This is a genomic window from Bradyrhizobium sp. Ken64 (assembly GCF_055807555.1).
Map to the genome: position 1 here is coordinate 32,728 of NZ_JBVVPA010000026.1, position 19,158 is coordinate 51,885.

The following is a 19,158-nucleotide window of genomic DNA, read 5'->3' on the forward strand; positions in this document are numbered from 1 at the left end:
GTGCAAGGGTTCTGAATGAAGAGGGTTCAGGATGAATTGCCGAAGCGGTGTTCTGGAAGTCCCTGTGCGATGCCATCGATGGCCAGAACATGACCCGCTTGGGGTTCGCGGCTCAATTGCTCACGATCCAGAAACTTTCTCGCCGTCGTCACGAACAGGGTCTTCAGATCGGCTCCGCCGAAGCACACGCAGGTCGGGTTGGTCGCCGGCACCGGAATGACGGTATCGATCCGGCCGTCCGGCCGATAGCGCACCACCCGGCCGCCGGAGAAGAATGCGGTCCACAGTCCGCCCGCAACGTCGATGCACGCGCCGTCCGGCCTCTCCCCGGAGGCGCTGTAATCCGCGAACAGCCGTCTGTTGCGGATCACGCCGTCATCGAGATCGAAGTCGAATTGCCAGGTGCAGTATCGCCTCGTATCCGTGAAATAGAGTGTGCGATCGTCGAGTGAGAACGCGATTCCATTCGTCACGATGACATCGCCGAACAGGCGCGTTGTCCGGCCGTCCGCCTCCACCCGATACAGCGCCCCGTTCGGCCGATGCAGCTGGTTGTCCATGGTGCCGATCCACAGCCGGCCCCGCGCGTCGACGCGTCCGTCGTTAAGGCGGTTGTCGCGGCCACTTTCGACCTCGCAGAGCTGGCCTGGACGACCGTCACTGGGCGAGCGGCGATAGAGCCCCAGATCCTGCGCGAGCAGGTGCGAGCCATCTGCCGTCAAGGCCTGACTGCCGAGCGAGTTGCACGCGTAGGGAAAGACCTGATGCGCGCCGGTCGCCGGATCGAAGGATTGATGCAGCCGCCGGTCGATGTCGACCCACCACAGCTTGCGGGAGCGGTCGCACCACAATGGCGTCTCGCCGAGGATGTCGCCTGCGGCGACCGCGGTCTCGACCCGATGCGCGGGGATCATGTCAGGAGTCATCCCGAAATCCGATTGCAGCGACGAGCGCTGTCTCCGAACGACGTCAGGCCGCGGACGATCAATCCTCGTTCCAGGAGGCGAGGGCGTGCGCAACGCAGCCGTTGATGTGGTCGGTGAGCACGGTTTTAGCGCCTTTGATGTCGCGCTTGAGCGCGCATTCGAGCAGCGCCTTGTGCTGGTTGATCGTCTCCGCGCCGCGGTAGCGCAGCGCATAGCGGAAATATTTGTCGAACACGATCGCGTGGGTCTGCATCAGCTCGCGCGAACCGCAACTCGAGATGAGAGCCTGGTGGAATTCGCCATCGTAGCGTTTGCGCAGCTCGGGATCGTCCCCCTCCTTGAGGACCGTGCGTTCGGTGGCCGCCAGCTTGTGATGCGCGGACACCACGCGGCCCTCCCACTCGACGTCGCCGGCACGAAACGACTCGGCCATTGCATGCTGCTCCAGCAGGATACGCAGACCGGCGAGCTCACGCAGGTTCTGGATGGATATCGGCGCCACCTCGAAGCCGCGCTGGCCCTCGGCGACCACAAATCCCTCGGAGGTCAGACGATTGAGGATCTCGCGCAATGTGGAGATGCTGACGCCGTAGTCCTCCTTCATGGCGTCGAGCTTGAGGCGTCCGGACGGCGTCAGCACGCCGAAAATGATGTCGGCCCGGATGCGCTGATAGCCGCTGTCGCCCGCCGACAGGGGCCGTTCCTCGAGTGACGTCATGCCTTCTGATCCCGCCTGTCCCGGTCGGTCGGCCACTTCGGAGGCGGCCGAACCATCAATGTTGCCAGCAATATAGCAGATTTCCAGTGTCAGACGTATAGTAAATCATCATACGAAACAAAGATCGTCATTTGACATGGAAATATATGTGTGATGTCTAAATAGACTGAGGGTACGAAAAATGATGGCTTAAGCCGCCGTTCGCGCCCGTTCGAACAGGGAGGAAACGATGAGCTTGTTGGTACGGGCGCTGTCTGCGACGGCGATCTGCGTGGCGCTGACGGTCGGCGCATCCGCTGAGGACATTCAGGAGCGCACGATCAGGTGGGGACATCTGAACAACACCGATCACCCCGTCAGCGCGGGGGTGCAGAAATTTGCGGAGATCCTGCTGGCGAAGAGCGGGGGCAAGATGAAGGTCCGTGAGTTCGCGGCCTCGCAGCTCGGCAACGAGCTGCAGCAGCAATCGGCGCTGCGCGGCGGTACCCAGGAAATGCTGTCGGCCTCGACGACGTCGCTCGCAACCGTCGTGCCGGAGTTCGGCCTCATCGACTTTCCGTTCATCGTGAAGACCATCGAGCAGGCCGACGCGCTCGGGACCGGCAAATTCGGCACGTCAATGCTCGATACGTTGCCGCCGAAGGGGCTGATCGGTCTGGGATATTGGGGCCTCGGCTTCCGCAACGTCACCAACAGCACGCGGCCGATCACGAAGGTCGAGGATTTCAACGGCCTCAAGCTTCGCGTCATTCCCAACCCGGTCTACCTCGAGACCTTCGGATCATTTAAGGCCAATCCCGTTCCGATGGCCTTCGGCGAACTCTATTCGGCATTGGAGACCCGCACCGTCGACGGCGAGGAGAACCCCTTCACGGTCATTCTCTCCAACAAGTTCTACGAAGTGCAGAAATACGTTTCCGCCACCAATCACACCTTCACCCTGAACATCATCTTGGTGAGCAAGGCGTTCTGGGACAAGCTCTCGCCGACCGAGCAGCGCCTGATGCGCGAGGCGTATGAGGAGAGCCGAGGCTATCAAAAGGAGCAGACGCGCCTTCAGACCGAAAAGGCCCTCTCCGAATTGCAGGCGAAGGGCATGCAGTACAACACCGTTGCGCCGGAAGAGCTCGATCGCATGCGCAAGACGGCGCAGCCGGTGGTCGACAAGATTGCCGCCAATCTCAAGCCGGACGCGGTCAAGCTGTTCAACGACGAGCTCGACCGCATCCGCAAGGACGTGAAATAGTCGACCTTGTCAGCATGCATAAGTAGGAGCCGACCGGTCGGCCGGCTCTTGAACTGACCTTGCCCGGACGGCACGTATGGCGCGATTTCTCGACCTCTATTGCACCCTGCTGAAGGGCATCATTGCCGCATTTCTTGCGGTGATGGTGGTGCTGGTGTTCGGCAACGTGGTGCTGCGCTACGGCTTCAACTCCGGTATCGCGATTTCCGAGGAGCTGTCGCGCTGGCTCCTGGTCTGGCTGACTTTCCTCGGTGCGGTCGTGGCAATGCGTGAGCACGCCCATCTCGGCGTCGATAGCCTTGTGCGGATGCTGCCGGCTTACGGCAAACGCATCTGCTTCATCGTCAGCTATGTCCTGATGCTGTTTGCCGACTGGCTTCTGCTCTCGGGAAGCTGGCGTCAGACGATCATCAATATCGACGACCGCGCGCCGGCGACCGGCCTGTCACTCGGCATCTTCTATGGCGTGGGCGTGATTTTCGGCGTTTCGGCCGGAGTGATCCTTCTCTACGACCTGTTCCGCGTTATTTCCGGACAGGCCAGCGAAGCCGACATGGTGGCCGTCAGGGAATCGGAGGAGCACTGATGCTGTCTCTCCGTATCGTGGCGCCCGGCGCTCTCATCCTGGAAATCACCGGGATCACGCCATGACCATTGCCGTCTTCACCTTCTCGCTGCTCGGCGCCATGGCGCTGGGCATGCCGATCGCCTTTGCGCTGATCGTCTGCGGCGTGGCCCTGATGAGCACGATCGACATGTTCGACGCGCAGATCGTGGCGCAGAACGTCATCAACGGCGCGGACAGCTTTCCGCTCATGGCCATTCCCTTCTTCATGCTCGCCGGCGAGGTCATGAACAAGGGCGGTCTGGCCAAGCGAATCGTCAACGTTGCGCTCGTCGCGGTCGGCCATTTTCGCGGCGGACTTGGTTACGTCACGATCCTCGCGTCCTGCATCCTTGCGTCGCTCTCGGGCTCCGCGGCAGCCGATGCCGCGGCGCTGGCCGCCCTGCTGGTGCCGATGATGGTGGCGGCGGGTCACAAGAAGTCCTATGCGGCGGGTCTGGTGGCGGCCGGCGGCATCATCGCGCCCGTGATTCCGCCCAGCATCGGATTCGTCATTTTCGGTGTCGCCGCGGGCGTGTCGATCTCAAAACTGTTCCTGGCCGGGATCGTCCCGGGGATCTTGCTCGGGGCAGGGCTCTGCCTGGCCTGGTGGTGGGTGGTGCGCCGGGAGAACTTGACACCCCCGCCAAGGGCATCGCTCTCGGAAATGGTGAAAGCGGTGGTCGACGGCTTCTGGGCGCTGATGCTGCCGGTCATCATCATCGTCGGCCTGCGCTTCGGTATCTTCACCCCGACCGAAGCCGCAGTGGTCGTCGCCGTCTATTCGCTGTTCGTCGCGACCTGCATCTATCGGGAATTGAAACCGTCGCAGCTTTACGAGGTGTTCGTCTCCTCGGCCCTGACGACGAGCATCGTGATGTTTCTGGTGGCAGCGGCGCTGGTATCGTCTTGGCTCATCACCGTGTCCGAGATTTCGGCACAGATCGTCGCCCTGCTCAAGCCTTTCATGGGCAACAACACGCTCCTGATGCTTGCGATCATGGTCGTGGTGGTGATCGTGGGAACGGCCCTCGACATGACGCCGACCATCCTCATCCTCACGCCGATTCTGATGCCGATCGTCAAGGCGGCGGGCATCGATCCCGTCTACTTTGGTGTTCTCTTCATCATCAACAATGCGATCGGCCTGATCACGCCGCCGGTCGGTATCGTGCTCAACGTGGTTTGCGGCGTCTCCAGGATCAGCATGGAGGACATCATCAAGGGCGTCTGGCCCTTCTTGATTGCGCAGCTCGTGGTTCTGTTCCTGATGATTCTGTTCCCGGGGCTCGTAACAGCCCCTGCCAAATGGTTCGCCGGCTAGACGCGTCGGCAACAAAAGAAGGACAAGCGAAAATGGCCGCAAGGATCATGATCCTCAACGGACCCAATCTTAATTTCCTCGGCATCCGCGAGCCCCACATCTACGGCTCGACGACGCTCGATGAGATCGAGGCGAGCTGCCGCGCGCTGGCCGACCAGCTCGGCGTTTCGATGTCGTTCCATCAATCGAACATGGAGGGTGAACTCGTCAGCCTGATCCAGTCCGCCCATGGCAACGCGGACGTCATCATTATGAATCCCGCGGCCTATTCATTCACCTCGATCGCGCTGATCGATGCGCTGAAGATTTTCGAGGGTGTGAAGATCGAGGTGCATATCTCGAACATCCACGCGCGGGACGAGCTGCACCGCCACTCGATCACGTCGAGCGCCTGCACGGCGGTCATTTGCGGACTGGGTCCCTATGGCTATCTCGCCGCGATGCTCGCGGCCGTCCAACGGCTGGGGCAATTGCCTGAGACCATCGCACCGGCTCTGCGCGGGCTTGCGGCCGGCGGCAAGGCGTAGGCATGGAGGGCGCAATGCGCGGCACGGGATTTCTGGCGATCTGGAGCGACGTCGAGGCTCACGACCTGACCGACTACCGGCATTGGCTGACGCGTGAGCACACGACCGAGCGCGTGACGACGAAGGGTTTCCTGGCATCGCGTGTCTTCCGCGCGGCAAGGGACGACATCAACCGCTTCTTTATTCTGTATGAGCTGGAGACGCCGGAGGTCCTCGACGGCGAGGCCTATCTGACGCGCCTCAACGCACCGACGCCGTGGTCACAGCGCATCATGCCGAAGCTCGGCAATTTCGTGCGGGGCGGCGGTGTCATGATCGCGCGGGCAGGGCGGGGCGAGGGCGCATCGATCGTGGCGCTGCGGATCGAGAGGTTGCCGAAAGATCCCCAAGGTTTGGCGCGGGCGCTCGTTGCGTGCGACGGGGTTGCCGCTGTGCAGATCGGTGGGACCGACGAGGCGCGGACGTCGGTGCGGACCGCTGAGAAGGGCATGCGGAAGAACGAAGACTTTTTTGCTGGGCTTTTGCTGATCGAGGCGCTCGACGTCGCGTCGCTGCAGGCCGCCTTGCGGAAAGCCGCGGAAATTGCCGCCGACGTCATGGCCGGGGCGAGCGAGCCGGAAGTTTATCAAAGCATGTTTGCGCTCGACGCCCGTATCGCGGATTTCGGCTGATGACAACGTTCTCGCTAGGAACTCTTGCGCACCATTGAGGCTTGACTCAGCGGGCCAGCGTCGCCGCCGATTTGCTGGCCTGCACGGCCCCGCCTCCAAGCCCCCATACCCCCCAGGGTGGGGCCGTGTCTCTTCGCAGGAGACACAATGCCCGAGCCAACCGATCACGACATCAGAGAACGCGCGCACCGCTTGTGGGAACAGGCGGGCAAGCCGGAAGGCCGCGAGGAAGAGTTCTGGCACGCGGCCGAGCAGGAGCTGCGCAACGAGGACAAGTCGAACCCCATGCGGACGCCGGATACGCTGTGACCGACAAGAGCTGCCCATTCTGCCACGGTCTGGGATGGGTCTGCGAAAACCATCCGCTCCGCGCCTGGAGCGACGAATTGGGCGGCTGTCGATGCGGTGAGGGCATGCCCTGCACCTGCAACGCGACGGAAGATCCCGAAACAAGGGCGGTGATCGTCGAAGCGGACACGACGTGGCATTGAAGGACTTGGCATTGAAGGAACTGGCATTGAAGGCGGAACAGAGCCTTCCAGCAGGAATTTAGGTTGTGAGCAGCACGGGCTGCGACGCAGGCCCGGGGCTACGGCGGGGTTTGCGGTGGACGAGCGGCAAAAGATAGAGCACCAGATCGAACTTGCAACGCGAGCGGCAGCCCTTGTCAAAGACGAAACCACTGTCCAGCGATTCAGGAGCTTCGCCGAGGAGCTGAAGCAAAAGCTGCTTCGCATGATGCGGCGCGGCAAGGTGCGAGCGCGCGCGTACGAACTCTGGGAGCAGGCCGGTCGCCCGGTCGATCGGGATGTGGAGTTTTGGCTCGAGGCCGAACGGCAGATCGAAGAAGAGCGCGATCAGCGGAGGCCCTCGGATTCCTCAGACAAACGGTAGAAGTTCCGGTAGCCACATCGGTAGCGAACAAGCTTCGGCCGCGCGTTCCCGGACAGAGAAAAAGCCGCCGAGTTCTTCACCTGGCGGCTTCAAAAGTCCGTAGCTGTTGGTCGCCTCTCCAGCCTCGTGCGTACCGCCGTTACCTTGTTTGCGGCCATGCAAGTTCAGTCTAGGCCAAGGCGCTCGATTCTGCTGTGACCTGAAGCACACATTGGAAGGACGATGTCGGCAAGCCTGGGAGGGCACCGACTTTGATGGGACTGCTCCGTCATTGCTTTACGCGCCGGCCGCGACACCCAGGCGGCCTATGCCTGGAAGCTTCAGCGCGGGGCGGCGGATGTCGAGGCCGAGCACCGCGCCGAGGAAATTGATCTCGACCCCTTCGACCCAGCCGATGGTCATGCCGAGATAGCCCGACAGCGAAGCGTAGAGTCCGGTGCCGGACGCCGTGATGCCGGCCCAGCGTCCGCTGTAGGGAAAGTCCTTGCCGATGGCGGTCGGCGGCAGCACAGCGCGTAGCTCGGGAACGGCGTCGAGCGCCGCCTGCACGAAGGTGTTGGAATTCGGTCCCGGCCAGGCGCTGTAGTCGCCATAGGCGCGGAACCTGTAATTCTCGATGACGGCGCGGATCTTGGGAATCAGCGCTTCGGCCCGCGCGCCGTCGACGGCGACGACCGTTTCCGGGAGGGCGCCGAACCAGCGGCCGTCGGGCGCAAAGCCGTTGCTGCGAACAGGGTCGCCCCAGGCCGTGTAGTCGTATCGGCTGTACGTCGGGGCGCCCTTCTCCTTGACGACAATCCAGGTGTGGACGGCAAAAATACTGCGCCAGCGCACGGTGCGCGCGGCGAACACGCGGATCAGCGCATCCGGATTGGCGGATGCGGGCGGCAGCAGGCCGGCGCTGGAGCGATCCGCGGTCTGCCAGTTGCCGCGGCCGTCGCCGCGCAAATAATAGCGGCCGGCCGATACGCCGATCGGCAGGAAGATCAGCAGCAGGAACAGAATCAAGAATTTCCTCAAGGGCAAATGGCGGTCGGGCGGGACGATGCCACCAATATAGTTCGCAAGGCACGCCGCGCCAGCGCTCTCCTGCTCTTGCATTCGGGTGGTGCGGCCATATGTTGCGTCCATGAGGAAGTTGTCGCTCGTCGAGGACCAGGCCATCCAGGCGCGAATCGCGTACATCGCGGGCGCCGAGATTTTCGATCGCCTGTTCGCCGGCATCCGGTTCGACGAGATCGACGGTAATCTGCTGTTTGCCATCGCCAGCGACGAGGATTGCGCGGCCGAGATCGAGGACGAGTTCTCGCACCAGCTCGCTGTGGTCGCCACGCAGATCCTCGCGCAGAGCGTGGACGTGGTCGTGGTGCTGCCGAAGGTCCTGCAATAGCCGCCTGTCCGTTAGCTTCTGCCCGCTCAGGCCGCTTGCCTTCCCCCGCTGTCTCTGCTTTTCAACGCAATTGCAAAATTGTAATGACGTCATTGGGCGCTCAGGCCCGAGGCGCGTTATCGACGGAGCTCGACGGGAGGGCTCGTCGTCGCTCGCCTCTATTTGCGAAACAAAGTTGGATACACATTGGCGCCCACCAGGAAAGCCCGGGCCACGACCGGCGCGATAAAGACAAAAAGCAAGAGCTCGAAAAGCAAAGGCTCGATAAGCAAAAGCGCGAAACGCAAGAGCACGAAGAGCACGAGCTCGAGAAGCACGAGCTCGACAAGCCAGCGCCTGGACAAGAGCGCCTCGCGTGCCGCGGTCGCCTCCTCATCGCCGCTCGGCATGCTGGCGCTGCATCTGCTCGAGCAGTGGGAGAAGTCCGGCCGCGACGGCCTCGTCTTCCTCTGCGACGACGAGAGCAGGGCGGAGCGGTTGGGCGGCGTGATCCACGCCCTCGATTCCTCGGTCGACGTGCTGGTGTTTCCGCGGCTGAACACGCTGCCCTTCGACGGCCTCGAGCCCTCCCGCGAGATCGCGGGCCGGCGCAGCTCGGTGCTGCGGCGTCTCGCGAAGGCAAAGAAGCCCGTCTTCCTGGTGTCCACCGCGGAAGCCATCATGGAACGGCTGCCGCTGCCGGCGAGCTGGTCGCGGTCGAGCCTCACGCTGAAGGTGGGCGCGCCCTATTCCGGGCCCGAGCTGGAGACGCGGCTGGAAGCTCTCGGCTACGATCTCGACGAAGAGGCGGAGTATCCGGGCGGCGTCCTGTTCCACGGCAAGACGTTCGAAGTGTTTCCCGCCGGCGCGCTCGCTCCCTTCCGGATCGAGCATTCCGGAGACACGATCCGCAAGATCGTCGCGGTCGATCCCATCGAGCACGAGGTCGTCTACGAGACCGCCGAATTGATCATCGATCCCATGTCCGAGCGGATCGCACTGGGAGCTACGCGCGGACAGCGGGCGACGCTGCCGGATTATTGCAGCCGCGCGCGATGGATCGCGGATGCCGGGGTATCGGCTCACGCCGAGAGCTGGCTGGGCACGATCGAGGACGCCGCCGGCCGCAGGGATGCGGAGCGCGAGTATCTGGGGCAGGCGGACTGGAAGCAGCTGAAGAAGCGCATCAGCGTGCTGCCGCGAAAGGCCGCCTTCATCTCGACGCCGGAGTTCTCGAAGCTGGCCTCGCCGCGCAAGGCGCTTCGCGCCTTCGTCGCCGACATGCAGCGCGGCGGATCGCGGCTGCTGTTCGTCGCAGCCGTCGAGGACGACCTTCGCGCGATGGAGCGCATGAGCGGCATCAAGGCGGAGCGGCTGGCCGATTGGAGCGAGGTGACGAAGGCACGGAGCCGCGAAGGCGCGCTGCTGGCCGATTTCGACGCGGGGTTCATTGGCGCCGGCCGCAAGCCGCTCGTCGTCGTGACCGCCTCCGACGTGCTCGGCAGCCGGGCCCATCATCCCCAGCCGATGGCGCGAGCCTGGAACCCGGCATTCGATCATCCTGATGTGCCCGAAAAGGGCGCCGCCATTGTCCATCTGCAACGCGGGCTCGCCGTGCTCGATGGCTTGCAGACCCTCGACATGGGCAAGGGATCGCGACGCGAGATGATCAGGCTCAAATTCGCGGGCGACAATGCCGTGCTCGTACCGCCGTCCGATCTTGCCGTGATCTGGCCCTATGCTGGCGAGCCCGGCAAGCTGACGCTCGACAAGGCGGACGGCAGCAGCTGGTGGGCGCGGCGCACCGAGGCGGAAGCGGAAATCCAGGTCGCCGCCAAGGCTCTCGCCAAACACATCAGCCAGCGCCTCCGCCGTCGTGCACCAAAACTGGTGCCACCGGGGCCGGCCTACGAAAAGTTCGTCGCGCGGTTCCCCTATTTCACGACAGTGGACCAGGGCCAGGCGATTCAAGACGTCCTCGACGATCTTGCGGCGGGCCATCCCATGGACAGGGTGATCTGCGGCGACGTCGGCTTCGGCAAGACCGAGGTCGCGCTGCGGGCGGCGGCCGCAGTGGCGCTGTCGGGCAAGCAGGTGGCGATCGCGGCGCCGACCACCGTGCTGGCGCGGCAGCATGTCGAAACCTTCCGCAAGCGGTTCGGCCCTCTCGGCATCGAGGTGGGAAGCCTGTCGCGAGCCAGTTCAGGCCCGGAGACGCGAGAGACCAAGGAGGGGCTGCGGCGCGGCGCGCTGAAAGTCGTGGTCGGCACGCAGGCGCTTGCGGCAAAGGACGTGAAGTTCGCCGACCTCGGCCTCGTCATCATCGACGAAGAGCAGCATTTCGGCGCAGCGGAGAAGGCGAAGCTTTCAGGCCTCGCCAAGGGAGCCCATTCGCTGTGGATGAGCGCGACGCCGATCCCGCGAACGCTCGCGGCGGGACTTGCCGGCTTCCGGGATCTCAGCGTGATCGCCTCGCCGCCGGTTCATCGCCTTCCCATCGTGACCAGGATCGCGCCGCTGTCCGACGCTGCCATCGCCGCGGCGCTGCTGCGCGAGCGCAGGCGGCATGGTCAGAGCTTTCTGATCTGCCCGCGCATCCAGGATCTGGAGCCGATGCTGGCCCGTGTGCAATCGGTGGCACCGGAGCTGCGCATCGTCTGTCTTCACGGCAGACTGCCCGTGGACGAGATCGACGACCGCATGATGAGTTTCGTCGATGGCGAGGCGGACGTGCTGCTGGCGACCAATATCGTGGAAAGCGGTCTCGATATTCCGCGCGCGAACACCATCGTGGTGTGCTGGCCCGAAAAGTTCGGGCTTGCGCAGCTGCATCAGCTCAGGGGACGGGTGGGACGCGGCGGCACGCGCGCCTTTGCCCATCTGCTGACGGAATCGACCTCGGAGCAGTCCGAGAAACGTCTGGCGGTGCTGGAGGAGTTCAGCAAGCCGGGTGCCGGCTTTGCGATCAGCGAGCGCGACCTCGACCTCAGGGGCGCCGGCGATCTGTTCTCGGAACAGCAGTCCGGGCATGTCCAGGTGTTCGGACCGGTGCTCTACAGTCACCTTCTGAAGCGGGCGTCCGAGCGAGGCAGCGATACCGGCGCCGATCTGTGGGTGCCTGATCTCAATATGCCGTTGGCTGACATGCTGCCTGAAGGCTACGTGCAATCGGAAGCGGTCCGGCTCGAGATCTATGGCCGCGCTGCCAGGTGCCGAAACGACGACGATCTGGAAGATCTGGAGGAGGAGATCTCGCGTCGTTTCGGCAGGCTGCCGCCGGAGGCCCGCGACTTCTTCGCATCCGCCAGGCTCCGGATCGATTGCAAGCGGCGCGGCATCGTCAGGCTCGATGTCGGGCCCGAGGCCGTCGCCGCGACTTTCCTGCCGGGGCGGCTGCGGAAATCCAGGGGGAAGTCGCAGGCGGGAGCGCTACAGCGCGACGGCGACCGCGTCGTCTACGCCGGTCGCCGTGATCAGGACCCGTTCAGGCGCGTCGAGGAATTCCTCGAACTCCTCGACGCATGAGGATCATTCGGTCTGCTCGACTGCCGCGGGCATTTTCGCCACCGACATCAGCGAGCGAGCCACCTGGTTGAGGAGCTGATCGGCGTTCTCCTCCTCGGCGAGTGATTTCGACAGCAGCGCGACAATGGCACTGTGGCGAAGCTGCTGGGCGAGGTTGCGCGCCGTGGTGTAGCCCGCGATCTCGTAGTGCTCGACGCGCTGCGCCGCGCCGATCAGGGCGAGGTCGGCCGCCGCGTCCTCCTTGTCCTCGCCCTCGGCCATGATCTCCTGGCCTTCCTCGACGAGGCCCATCATGCCCTTGCAGGGCTTGGCGCGGGCGGATTTGCCGAGCATTTCGAAGCATTCGTTGATGCGCTCGACCTGCGCTTCGGTCTCCGCGAGGTGCTGCTCGAACAGCTCGCGCAACTGGTCGAAGCGGGCGGCCTCCGCCATCTTGGGAAGCGCCTTGGTCAATTGCTTCTCGGCATGCAGGATATCGCGCAGCTCGTTGATGAGCAGATCGCCGAGACCGGCTTCGTCCGCCGGCGGCGAGCTCTCGGTGACGATGGCCGAGGCCGGACCCGGTTCGCCCGCCTGGATTGCCGGCGACTCCGTGAAGACCCAGTCGCCGCCCTCGTTCCATGGGCCACGCGTGTCGATCTCGCCATGATCGCCGGCACCGGTGGAATCGTTGAAGAACTGGTCGACGAGGCCGGGCGTCGGGGCAATGCGGCCGATGCTGAAGGCCGGCTTGCCCATGCTCTCGAGCGCCAGCGCGAACGCCTTCATGTGCGTGATCTCGCGGGTCATCAGGAACTGCAGCGCGTCCTTGCTGCCGGCGTCGTCGCAGAAATTGATCAGCCGCTCGTAGACGATCTTGGCCCGCGCCTCTGCGGCGATGTTGCTGCGCAGATCGACGTCGAGCTCGCCGGTGATCTTCAGATAGTCGGCGGTCCAGGCATTTCCCTGCGAGTTGAACAGATTGACTCCGCCGCCGCCCGCGATGGCGATGAGGGGATCGGCTTCGGCCGCCTGGCGGTCGAATTTCGACGGCTTGAGATGCATCCGCGCCAGCGTGCCGACCACTTCCAGATGGCTGAGCTCTTCGGTGCCGATGTCCATCAGGAGGTCCTTGCGATCGGGATCCTCGCAGTTCAACCCCTGGATCGAGTACTGCATCGCGGCAGCGAGCTCGCCATTGGCGCCGCCGAACTGCTCCAGCAGCATGTTGCCGAAGCGGGGATCCGGCTCGTCGACGCGAACGGTGAACATCAGCTTCTTGACGTGATGATACATGGTGGACTCTCGGTGCAGGAGGGAGTGGAAAGAAGGTGAGTCCCGAACGGGCGGCTTCAGCGTTCGTTCCTAGCGAAACGACCTGCGCCGATGATATCAGGCGCAGGTCGTTCGAAGTCGATCGGCAGGATTGTGGACGTGTTCGTTTAGCGCTGGTCCGGACGCTTGGCGGGCGGCCCATTCTTGTTGCCCGGTGCGCCCTGAATATGCGACGGGTCCTGCGATTGCACGGCGGTGTTGCCAGTGGAGCTCGTCGAATTCGATCCAACGGTTTCACCGGGCTTGGCGGCCGGACCGTTCTTGTTGCCGGGCTGTCCGGCAATGCCGGCACCCGAATTCTGCGCGCTCGGCGCGGACGAAACGTCAGGTTTGCTGGCCTGCGCCCAGGCTGCTCCAGGCAGCACGAGAGCGGCGAGGATAACGGCACCTGTGAACTTCATCTCGGTGTTCTCCGACTGATGCCCCATCTCCTCGAACGCCGGTGACCTGCGCGCGTTCCCTGTCGTCGTCAACTCGACAGCGTCGGCTCACCGTGTGACGACGAACTATCCCGGCAGCGGCGCCTCCACGACGTCGAGCAGCGCGCCGAGGCCCTGTCGCAAACGGCGCGTGGCGATGCTCTCGGTGGCGAGACCGAACACCACGAGGGATCGCCCGGTCATCGCATAAACGTGCCCGAAGTCGAACGCGGGCATCTGCCCTTCCGGTTGATTGGTGTCGATCAACCCGACCCAGCTGCGTCCCTCGGCGACGGCAGGCAAGGTGAAATTGACGACGTCGTGATGGGCGTTGTAGATCAGCAGCATGGTTGCGTCCGAGCCGCGGCGCTTGATCCCGGTCTCCTGGGCGCGGCCGTCGAGCAGCAACGCGAAGCATTTGGCGTTGCCGTCCTGCCACTGTTCCGTCGTCATTTCCTCCCCGGACGGCGCGAGCCACGTCACGTCCTTCACGTCCAGCTCTTCATTGTGGGAGCCGACCAGGAAGCGGCTGCGGTAAAGAATCGGAAACGCCTTGCGCGTGGCGATCAGCTTGCGCGTGAATTCGCGCAGGCTGCGGCCGTTGGCGGTGATGCCCATCCAGTCGAGCCATGTGGTCTCGTTGTCCTGGGCGTACGCGTTGTTGTTGCCGTGCTGAGTGTGTCCGAATTCGTCGCCGGCAAGCAGCATGGGCGTGCCGTGAGACAACAGCATGGTCGCCAGCAGATTGCGCTTCTGGCGCTCGCGCAGCGCAATGATGTCCGGATCGTCCGTCGGTCCCTCGGCGCCGCAGTTCCAGGAATGATTGTTGCTGTGGCCGTCGCGATTGTCCTCGCCATTGGCTTCGTTGTGCTTGTCGTTGTACGAGACGAGATCGTTGAGATTGAAACCGTCATGGGCGGTGACGAAGTTGACGCTGGCCCATGGCCGGCGTCCGCGCTTGTTGAAGAGATCGCCGGATCCGGACACGCGCTTGGCGAAGTCCGCGATCGTGCCTTCGTCGCCCTTCCAGAAAGCGCGCACGGTGTCCCTGAACTTGTCGTTCCACTCCGCCCATCCCGGCGGAAACTGACCGACCTGATAGCCACCAGGACCGATATCCCAGGGCTCGGCGATCAGCTTGACGCTGGAGAGCACGGGGTCCTGGCGGCAGGCGTCGAGGAAGCCGCCGCCTTCGTCGAACCCATAGGGTTCGCGTGCCAAAATGGTGGCGAGGTCGAAGCGGAAGCCGTCAACCCGCATCTCGGTCGCCCAGTAGCGCAGGGAGTCCGCGACCAGTTGCAGCACGCGCGGGTGCGACAGGTTCACCGTGTTCCCGGTACCGGTGTCGTTGATGTAATAGCGCCGCTGGTCCGGCAGCAGGCGGTAATAGCTGGCATTGTCGATGCCCTTGAATGACAGGGTTGGGCCGAGATCGTTTCCTTCGGCGGTGTGATTGTAGACGACGTCGAGGATGACCTCGATGCCATGGGCGTGGAACTGGTTGACCATGGCCTTGAATTCGTTCGCGAACGGCGTCTTGAGGTAGCGCGGCTCCGGGGCGAAGAAGGCGAGGGAGTTGTAGCCCCAGTAATTGCGCAGGCCTTTCTCGACCAGATAGCTGTCGTCGACGAAGGCATGGATCGGCAGCAATTCTGCACTGGTGATGCCGAGCGATCGCAAATAGGCCGGAACTTCCGAATGCGCGAGACCGGAGAACGTGCCGCGATCTGCGTCCGGTACCAGCGGATGCAGCTGGGTAAAGCCCTTGACGTGCATCTCGTAGACGATCGTCCGCTCCCATGGCACTTCCGGCTTGCGCGCGGCGCCCCAGGTGAAGGCCGGGTCGATGACGCGGCATTTCTGCATCAAGGGCGCGCTGTCGCGTTCGTCGTAGGAGAGATCCTTGTCGGCATGGTCGAGCTGGTAACCAAACAGCTCCGGTCCCCAGCGCAACCGGCCGACCAGCTGCTTGGCGTAGGGATCGAGCACGAGCTTGTTGGGATTGAAGCGGTGTCCCGCGTCGGGTTCGTAGGGGCCATGGACGCGGTAGCCGTAGACGGTGCCGGGACGGGCCGCGGGCAAATAGCCGTGCCAGACTTCGTCGGTATATTCGGGGAGCTCGATCCGCTCTAATTCGGTCTCGCCGTCGTCGTCGAACAGACAGAGTTCGACCTTGGTCGCATGGGCGGAAAACAGCGCGAAATTGACGCCGAGCCCGTCCCAGGTGGCGCCGAGCGGAAACGGCTTGCCCTCGCTGATGCGGGAGCGGCGCAGGCTTGAGGCCGCTCGCGTCAGGGCGTCATCCGAATGTACTTGTTGATCCATCGTTCCCCCCGAACAGCCCTTCAAGAATTTGGTGCAGTTGCCGTCACTTCCGCGTCGCCTGCTCGCCGACGGTCGCCGAAGCGATCACGGCGACAGGAGGCACATCGTCCGGCTTGGGCAGCGTGGTTGCCCTTTGCAGCGCCGCCTCCTTGCTGATGGCCGCAATCGAGTTGCCGGTCCGCTCGACGATGCTGGTCAGCTCCGCGTCGGAAAGTCCGAGACGCTTTCTGACGAGGCGCACCTGAGTACGGTCGGCCAAGTCGAGCTTGTTGCGGATCGGTTGCGGCTTCGGGCGGCGCATGGTGAGAACTCCTGTGTAGAATTGCAACCGTCGCCCACGCGATTCCGTTCCCCATTTGCAACAGTGATCTTCCCCACCCATCGTCGCCGCACCTCGGCCCAAAAGTGCACACAACGGGTGTGGCGCCGGCCTGAGGAACGAATGCCTGCATCTCGGCTTTTCCCGTCCTGAGCATGCTCAAGCGATCGTAAAATCGAGCCGAAGCGTGCTGTTACTTCCAGCCACGCAAAGGCGGCCAGGTTTGAGTCACAGATTGGGAATGGCCGGGCAAGCGCGACACCACGGCCCTCGATGCCTTGATCATGGGGTCTGCTTCAATCTCTGGGCGCCGACGGCGCAATCGGTTGAATTGCTCGAGGCCGGCCGGCCGCCACTCCGGATGACGCGCGACGAGGACGGCTGGTACCAATCGTTGAGTCCCACCGCGCATGTCGGCACGCGCTATCAGTTCAGGATCAACGGAGACCTGGTCGTTCCCGATCCGGCCTCGCTCTTCCAGCCCGACGACGTCGGGGCGCCGAGCGAGGTGATCGACGCCGCGGCGTTCCGGGATTCGGTGCTCTATCCCGGCCGCCCCTGGGCGGAAGCCGTGATCTACGAGCTGCATGTCGGCACCTTCAGCGAGGAAGGCACCTATGCCGGCGTCGAGAAGAAGCTGCCCTATCTGCGCGATCTCGGCATTACCGCAATCGAGCTGATGCCGCTCAATGACGTCCCCGGCCGGCACAATTGGGGCTATGACGGCGTGCTGCTGAATGCGCCGAATGCACGCTACGGCAGGCCGGAAGACCTCAAGCGGCTGTTACGCGCGGCGCATGCCCTCGACATCATGGTCTATCTCGATGTCGTCTATAACCATTTCGGGCCGCAGCTGAATTACCTGCACCTCTATGCGGAAAGCTTCTTCACCACGCGCCACAGCACCAGCTGGGGCCCGGCCGTCAATCTCGAGGGACACGACGGCGCGTTCGTGCGCGAGTTCCTGATCGAGAACGCGTTGATGTGGCTGCGCGACTACGGGTTCGACGGCTTGCGGCTGGACGCCGTTCACGCCCTGAAAGACGATTCCGACCGCCATTTCCTGATCGAGCTTGCCGAGACGGTTCGCAGTCAGCTGCCGGGCCGGCGCGTGCATCTGATGCTGGAGAACGAGGCCAATCAGGCCCGCTTGCTCGACCGAGCGCAAGGGCGAACCCGGCTCTATGACGCGCAATGGGGCGATGATTTTCACAACGCGCTCCACGTCCTGCTGACGGGCGAGGACGAAGGCTATTATCGCGCCTTCGCAGACAGGCCGCTCGAACATCTCGCGCGAGCGCTCACCGAGGGCTTTGCCTACCAGGGCGAAGTCTTTCCGCTGCATGACGAACCGCGCGGCGAGCCGAGCGCGCATCTGCCGCCTGAGGCCACCATCTTCTTCGCCCAGAACCACGACCAGATCGGCAACCGCGCGTTCGGGGAGCGGCTTTCCGCGCTGGTAAGTTCGGAGAAGCTGGACCAGGCCGTGGCGCTGGTTCTCTTGAACCCGCACATTCCGATGTTGTTCATGGGTGAGGAAGCCGCGGCCGAGACGCCATTCTTGTTTTTCGCTGACTGGTCTGGCGAAGCTGCCGAGCTGACGCGGGAAGGGCGGCGCAAGGAGTTCTCGCATTTCAAAGCATTCTCGACGCCCGACATGCGCGCCAGAATTCCGGATCCGTGCGATGAAAAAACCTTCGCGGCATCGAAGCTCGACTGGACCAGCATCGACCGCTCTCCCGCCAGCGCCAGGTTTCGCGGCCTCACAACCCGATTGCTGAAGCTACGGCGCGAGAAGATCGTGCCGCTGATCAAACGGGGTTTCGTGTCGGCTCGTTGCAAGTTGCTGGGAGAGGACCAGCGTAAGGGCGGCCTGGACGCTCGTTGGCGGACGGAGAACGGAGACATCTTGCAGATTGTCGCCAATTTCGCGGACGGCGAACTGCCCATGCCGGCGCTGGTTGCGGGCGAGAGCCTATGGCGATCGGGCGCGGCCGAGGCGCCGCCCCTGTTGCCGAACGACATCATCGTGCGGCTTGGCCAGGAGGCGTGATGGAACCGCGAGGAACGCTTCCGAAAGCTTTCCGTTAGCGGAGTAAATCTCTGGAGCCGCTTCATGACTGAATATCCAAAGCCGCCTTTCCCGCCGCAGCAGCAATCGATGCCCGGCTCGACGCGCGCGATGAATCCTCGACCGGATCACGGGGAGGAAAGTTACAGGGGCTCCGGGCGGCTGGCCGGAAAGAAGGCAATCATCACCGGAGGCGACAGTGGCATCGGCCGCGCGGTCGCGATCGCCTATGCCCGGGAAGGTGCCGACATCGTCATCGCCTACTTGAACGAAGAGGAGGATGCCGCCGAGGTCAAGACGCTGGTGGAGCGCGAGGGACGCAAGGTCGTCCTGATCCCCGGCGACATCCGCAATCCCAATCATTGTCGCGCAATCATCCAGCGCACCGTCGAGACGTTCGGCGCAATAGACATCCTCGTCAACAACGCGGCGCATCAGGACACCTTCAAGGAGATCGCCGATATCAGCGACGAGGAATGGCAGCGGACGTTCGAGACCAACATTCACGCCATGTTCTATCTCACCAAGGCTGCGGTCCCCCACATGCGCCCGGGAGCGGCGATCATCAACACCGCGTCGGTGAACTCCGACATGCCGAATCCGACCCTGCTGGCCTATGCCACGACCAAGGGCGCCATTCAGAATTTCACCGGCGGGCTCGCCCAGATGTTGGCGGCGAAGAGCATTCGGGTCAACGCGGTCGCCCCGGGTCCGATCTGGACGCCGCTGATCCCGTCGACGATGCCGGAGGACAAGGTGAAGAACTTCGGCAAGCAGGTGCCGATGCAGCGGGCCGGCCAGCCGGCCGAACTCGCGACCGCCTATGTCATGCTCGCCGATCCGCTCTCGAGCTACACATCGGGAGCGACCCTGGCGGTCACCGGCGGCAAGCCCTTCATCTGACCG

19 protein-coding genes are annotated in these 19,158 nt (G+C 63.6%); 11 read left to right on the top strand and 8 right to left on the bottom strand.

Translation table 11 applies throughout. The features are described from left to right. Nucleotides 1-26 precede the first annotated feature (26 nt). Together AC0L2F_RS30570 and AC0L2F_RS30575 are read right to left on the bottom strand one after the other, a co-directional pair. The gene (locus tag AC0L2F_RS30570; RefSeq protein ID WP_473250950.1) at nt 27-926 is read right to left on the bottom strand and encodes an SMP-30/gluconolactonase/LRE family protein; all 900 of its coding nucleotides are present in this window, start codon (nt 924-926) and stop codon (nt 27-29) included. A 58-nt stretch (nt 927-984) separates the two neighbouring features. After that, on the bottom strand, nt 985-1,644 hold the full coding sequence (locus AC0L2F_RS30575; RefSeq protein WP_007614046.1) for a GntR family transcriptional regulator: 660 nt from the start codon (nt 1,642-1,644) through the stop codon (nt 985-987). Nucleotides 1,645-1,873: 229 nt separating this feature from the next. Here AC0L2F_RS30575 and AC0L2F_RS30580 point away from each other — a divergent pair, with 229 nt between their 5' ends. The 7 genes from AC0L2F_RS30580 to AC0L2F_RS30610 all read left to right on the top strand — a co-directional run bounded on the left by AC0L2F_RS30580 (nt 1,874) and on the right by AC0L2F_RS30610 (nt 6,910). After that, a complete protein-coding gene (locus tag AC0L2F_RS30580) occupies nt 1,874-2,890 on the top strand; it encodes a TRAP transporter substrate-binding protein (protein ID WP_007614044.1) in 1,017 nt (338 codons plus the stop codon). Nucleotides 2,891-2,966: 76 nt separating this feature from the next. Then, nucleotides 2,967-3,476: a TRAP transporter small permease gene (locus AC0L2F_RS30585; RefSeq protein ID WP_473250937.1), complete on the top strand. Its 510-nt coding sequence runs from the start codon at nt 2,967-2,969 to the stop codon at nt 3,474-3,476. Nucleotides 3,477-3,537: 61 nt separating this feature from the next. Beyond that, entirely contained in the window at nt 3,538-4,818 is a 1,281-nt protein-coding gene (locus AC0L2F_RS30590; protein WP_007614040.1) for a TRAP transporter large permease, read from the top strand. 32 nt (nt 4,819-4,850) lie between these two features. Further along, nucleotides 4,851-5,345, top strand: a complete 495-nt coding sequence (locus tag AC0L2F_RS30595) for a type II 3-dehydroquinate dehydratase (RefSeq protein ID WP_007614037.1) — start codon at nt 4,851-4,853, stop codon at nt 5,343-5,345. 14 nt (nt 5,346-5,359) lie between these two features. Further along, on the top strand, nt 5,360-6,016 hold the full coding sequence (locus tag AC0L2F_RS30600; RefSeq protein ID WP_473250938.1) for a hypothetical protein: 657 nt from the start codon (nt 5,360-5,362) through the stop codon (nt 6,014-6,016). A gap of 147 nt (nt 6,017-6,163) precedes the next feature. Next, nucleotides 6,164-6,325, top strand: a complete 162-nt coding sequence (locus AC0L2F_RS30605; protein WP_007595988.1) for a DUF2934 domain-containing protein — start codon at nt 6,164-6,166, stop codon at nt 6,323-6,325. Between the two features lie 297 nt (nt 6,326-6,622). Next, nucleotides 6,623-6,910: a DUF2934 domain-containing protein gene (locus AC0L2F_RS30610; protein ID WP_473250939.1), complete on the top strand. Its 288-nt coding sequence runs from the start codon at nt 6,623-6,625 to the stop codon at nt 6,908-6,910. A gap of 276 nt (nt 6,911-7,186) precedes the next feature. Here AC0L2F_RS30610 and AC0L2F_RS30615 read toward each other — a convergent pair whose 3' ends face one another. Next, nucleotides 7,187-7,918, bottom strand: a complete 732-nt coding sequence (locus tag AC0L2F_RS30615) for a DUF3750 domain-containing protein (RefSeq protein WP_063995039.1) — start codon at nt 7,916-7,918, stop codon at nt 7,187-7,189. A 121-nt stretch (nt 7,919-8,039) separates the two neighbouring features. Between AC0L2F_RS30615 and AC0L2F_RS30620 the strand changes: the two genes are divergently transcribed. Beyond that, entirely contained in the window at nt 8,040-8,300 is a 261-nt protein-coding gene (locus AC0L2F_RS30620; RefSeq protein ID WP_007614033.1) for a hypothetical protein, read from the top strand. Between the two features lie 158 nt (nt 8,301-8,458). Here AC0L2F_RS30620 and AC0L2F_RS30625 read toward each other — a convergent pair whose 3' ends face one another. Next, nucleotides 8,459-8,689, bottom strand: coding sequence for a hypothetical protein (locus AC0L2F_RS30625; RefSeq protein WP_473250940.1), 231 nt, complete (start codon nt 8,687-8,689; stop codon nt 8,459-8,461). On the opposite strand from AC0L2F_RS30625, the gene AC0L2F_RS30630 reads away from it, so the two are divergent. After that, on the top strand, nt 8,688-11,804 hold the full coding sequence (locus AC0L2F_RS30630) for a DEAD/DEAH box helicase (RefSeq protein WP_473250941.1): 3,117 nt from the start codon (nt 8,688-8,690) through the stop codon (nt 11,802-11,804). The two genes, AC0L2F_RS30625 and AC0L2F_RS30630, sit on opposite strands and share 2 nt — an antisense overlap. Before the next feature lie 3 nt (nt 11,805-11,807). Here the strand turns inward: AC0L2F_RS30630 and AC0L2F_RS30635 are convergent, their stop codons facing one another. The 4 genes from AC0L2F_RS30635 to AC0L2F_RS30650 all read right to left on the bottom strand — a co-directional run bounded on the left by AC0L2F_RS30635 (nt 11,808) and on the right by AC0L2F_RS30650 (nt 16,163). After that, entirely contained in the window at nt 11,808-13,079 is a 1,272-nt protein-coding gene (locus AC0L2F_RS30635; RefSeq protein ID WP_018453925.1) for a DUF892 family protein, read from the bottom strand. A gap of 146 nt (nt 13,080-13,225) precedes the next feature. Continuing rightward, nucleotides 13,226-13,519 (bottom strand): hypothetical protein, encoded by a 294-nt coding sequence (locus AC0L2F_RS30640; RefSeq protein ID WP_007614022.1) that lies wholly within the window; start codon nt 13,517-13,519, stop codon nt 13,226-13,228. A gap of 105 nt (nt 13,520-13,624) precedes the next feature. After that, complete coding sequence (gene glgX / locus AC0L2F_RS30645; protein ID WP_473250942.1) at nt 13,625-15,862, bottom strand: glycogen debranching protein GlgX; 2,238 nt, start codon at nt 15,860-15,862, stop codon at nt 13,625-13,627. A 43-nt stretch (nt 15,863-15,905) separates the two neighbouring features. After that, a complete protein-coding gene (locus AC0L2F_RS30650) occupies nt 15,906-16,163 on the bottom strand; it encodes a DUF3606 domain-containing protein (protein WP_007614018.1) in 258 nt (85 codons plus the stop codon). 259 nt (nt 16,164-16,422) lie between these two features. Here AC0L2F_RS30650 and treZ point away from each other — a divergent pair, with 259 nt between their 5' ends. Both treZ and AC0L2F_RS30660 read left to right on the top strand, forming a co-directional pair. Continuing rightward, complete coding sequence (gene treZ / locus AC0L2F_RS30655; protein WP_473250943.1) at nt 16,423-18,234, top strand: malto-oligosyltrehalose trehalohydrolase; 1,812 nt, start codon at nt 16,423-16,425, stop codon at nt 18,232-18,234. 63 nt (nt 18,235-18,297) lie between these two features. Further along, the gene (locus tag AC0L2F_RS30660; protein ID WP_473250944.1) at nt 18,298-19,155 is read left to right on the top strand and encodes an SDR family oxidoreductase; all 858 of its coding nucleotides are present in this window, start codon (nt 18,298-18,300) and stop codon (nt 19,153-19,155) included. The last annotated feature ends 3 nt before the right edge of the window (nt 19,156-19,158 follow it).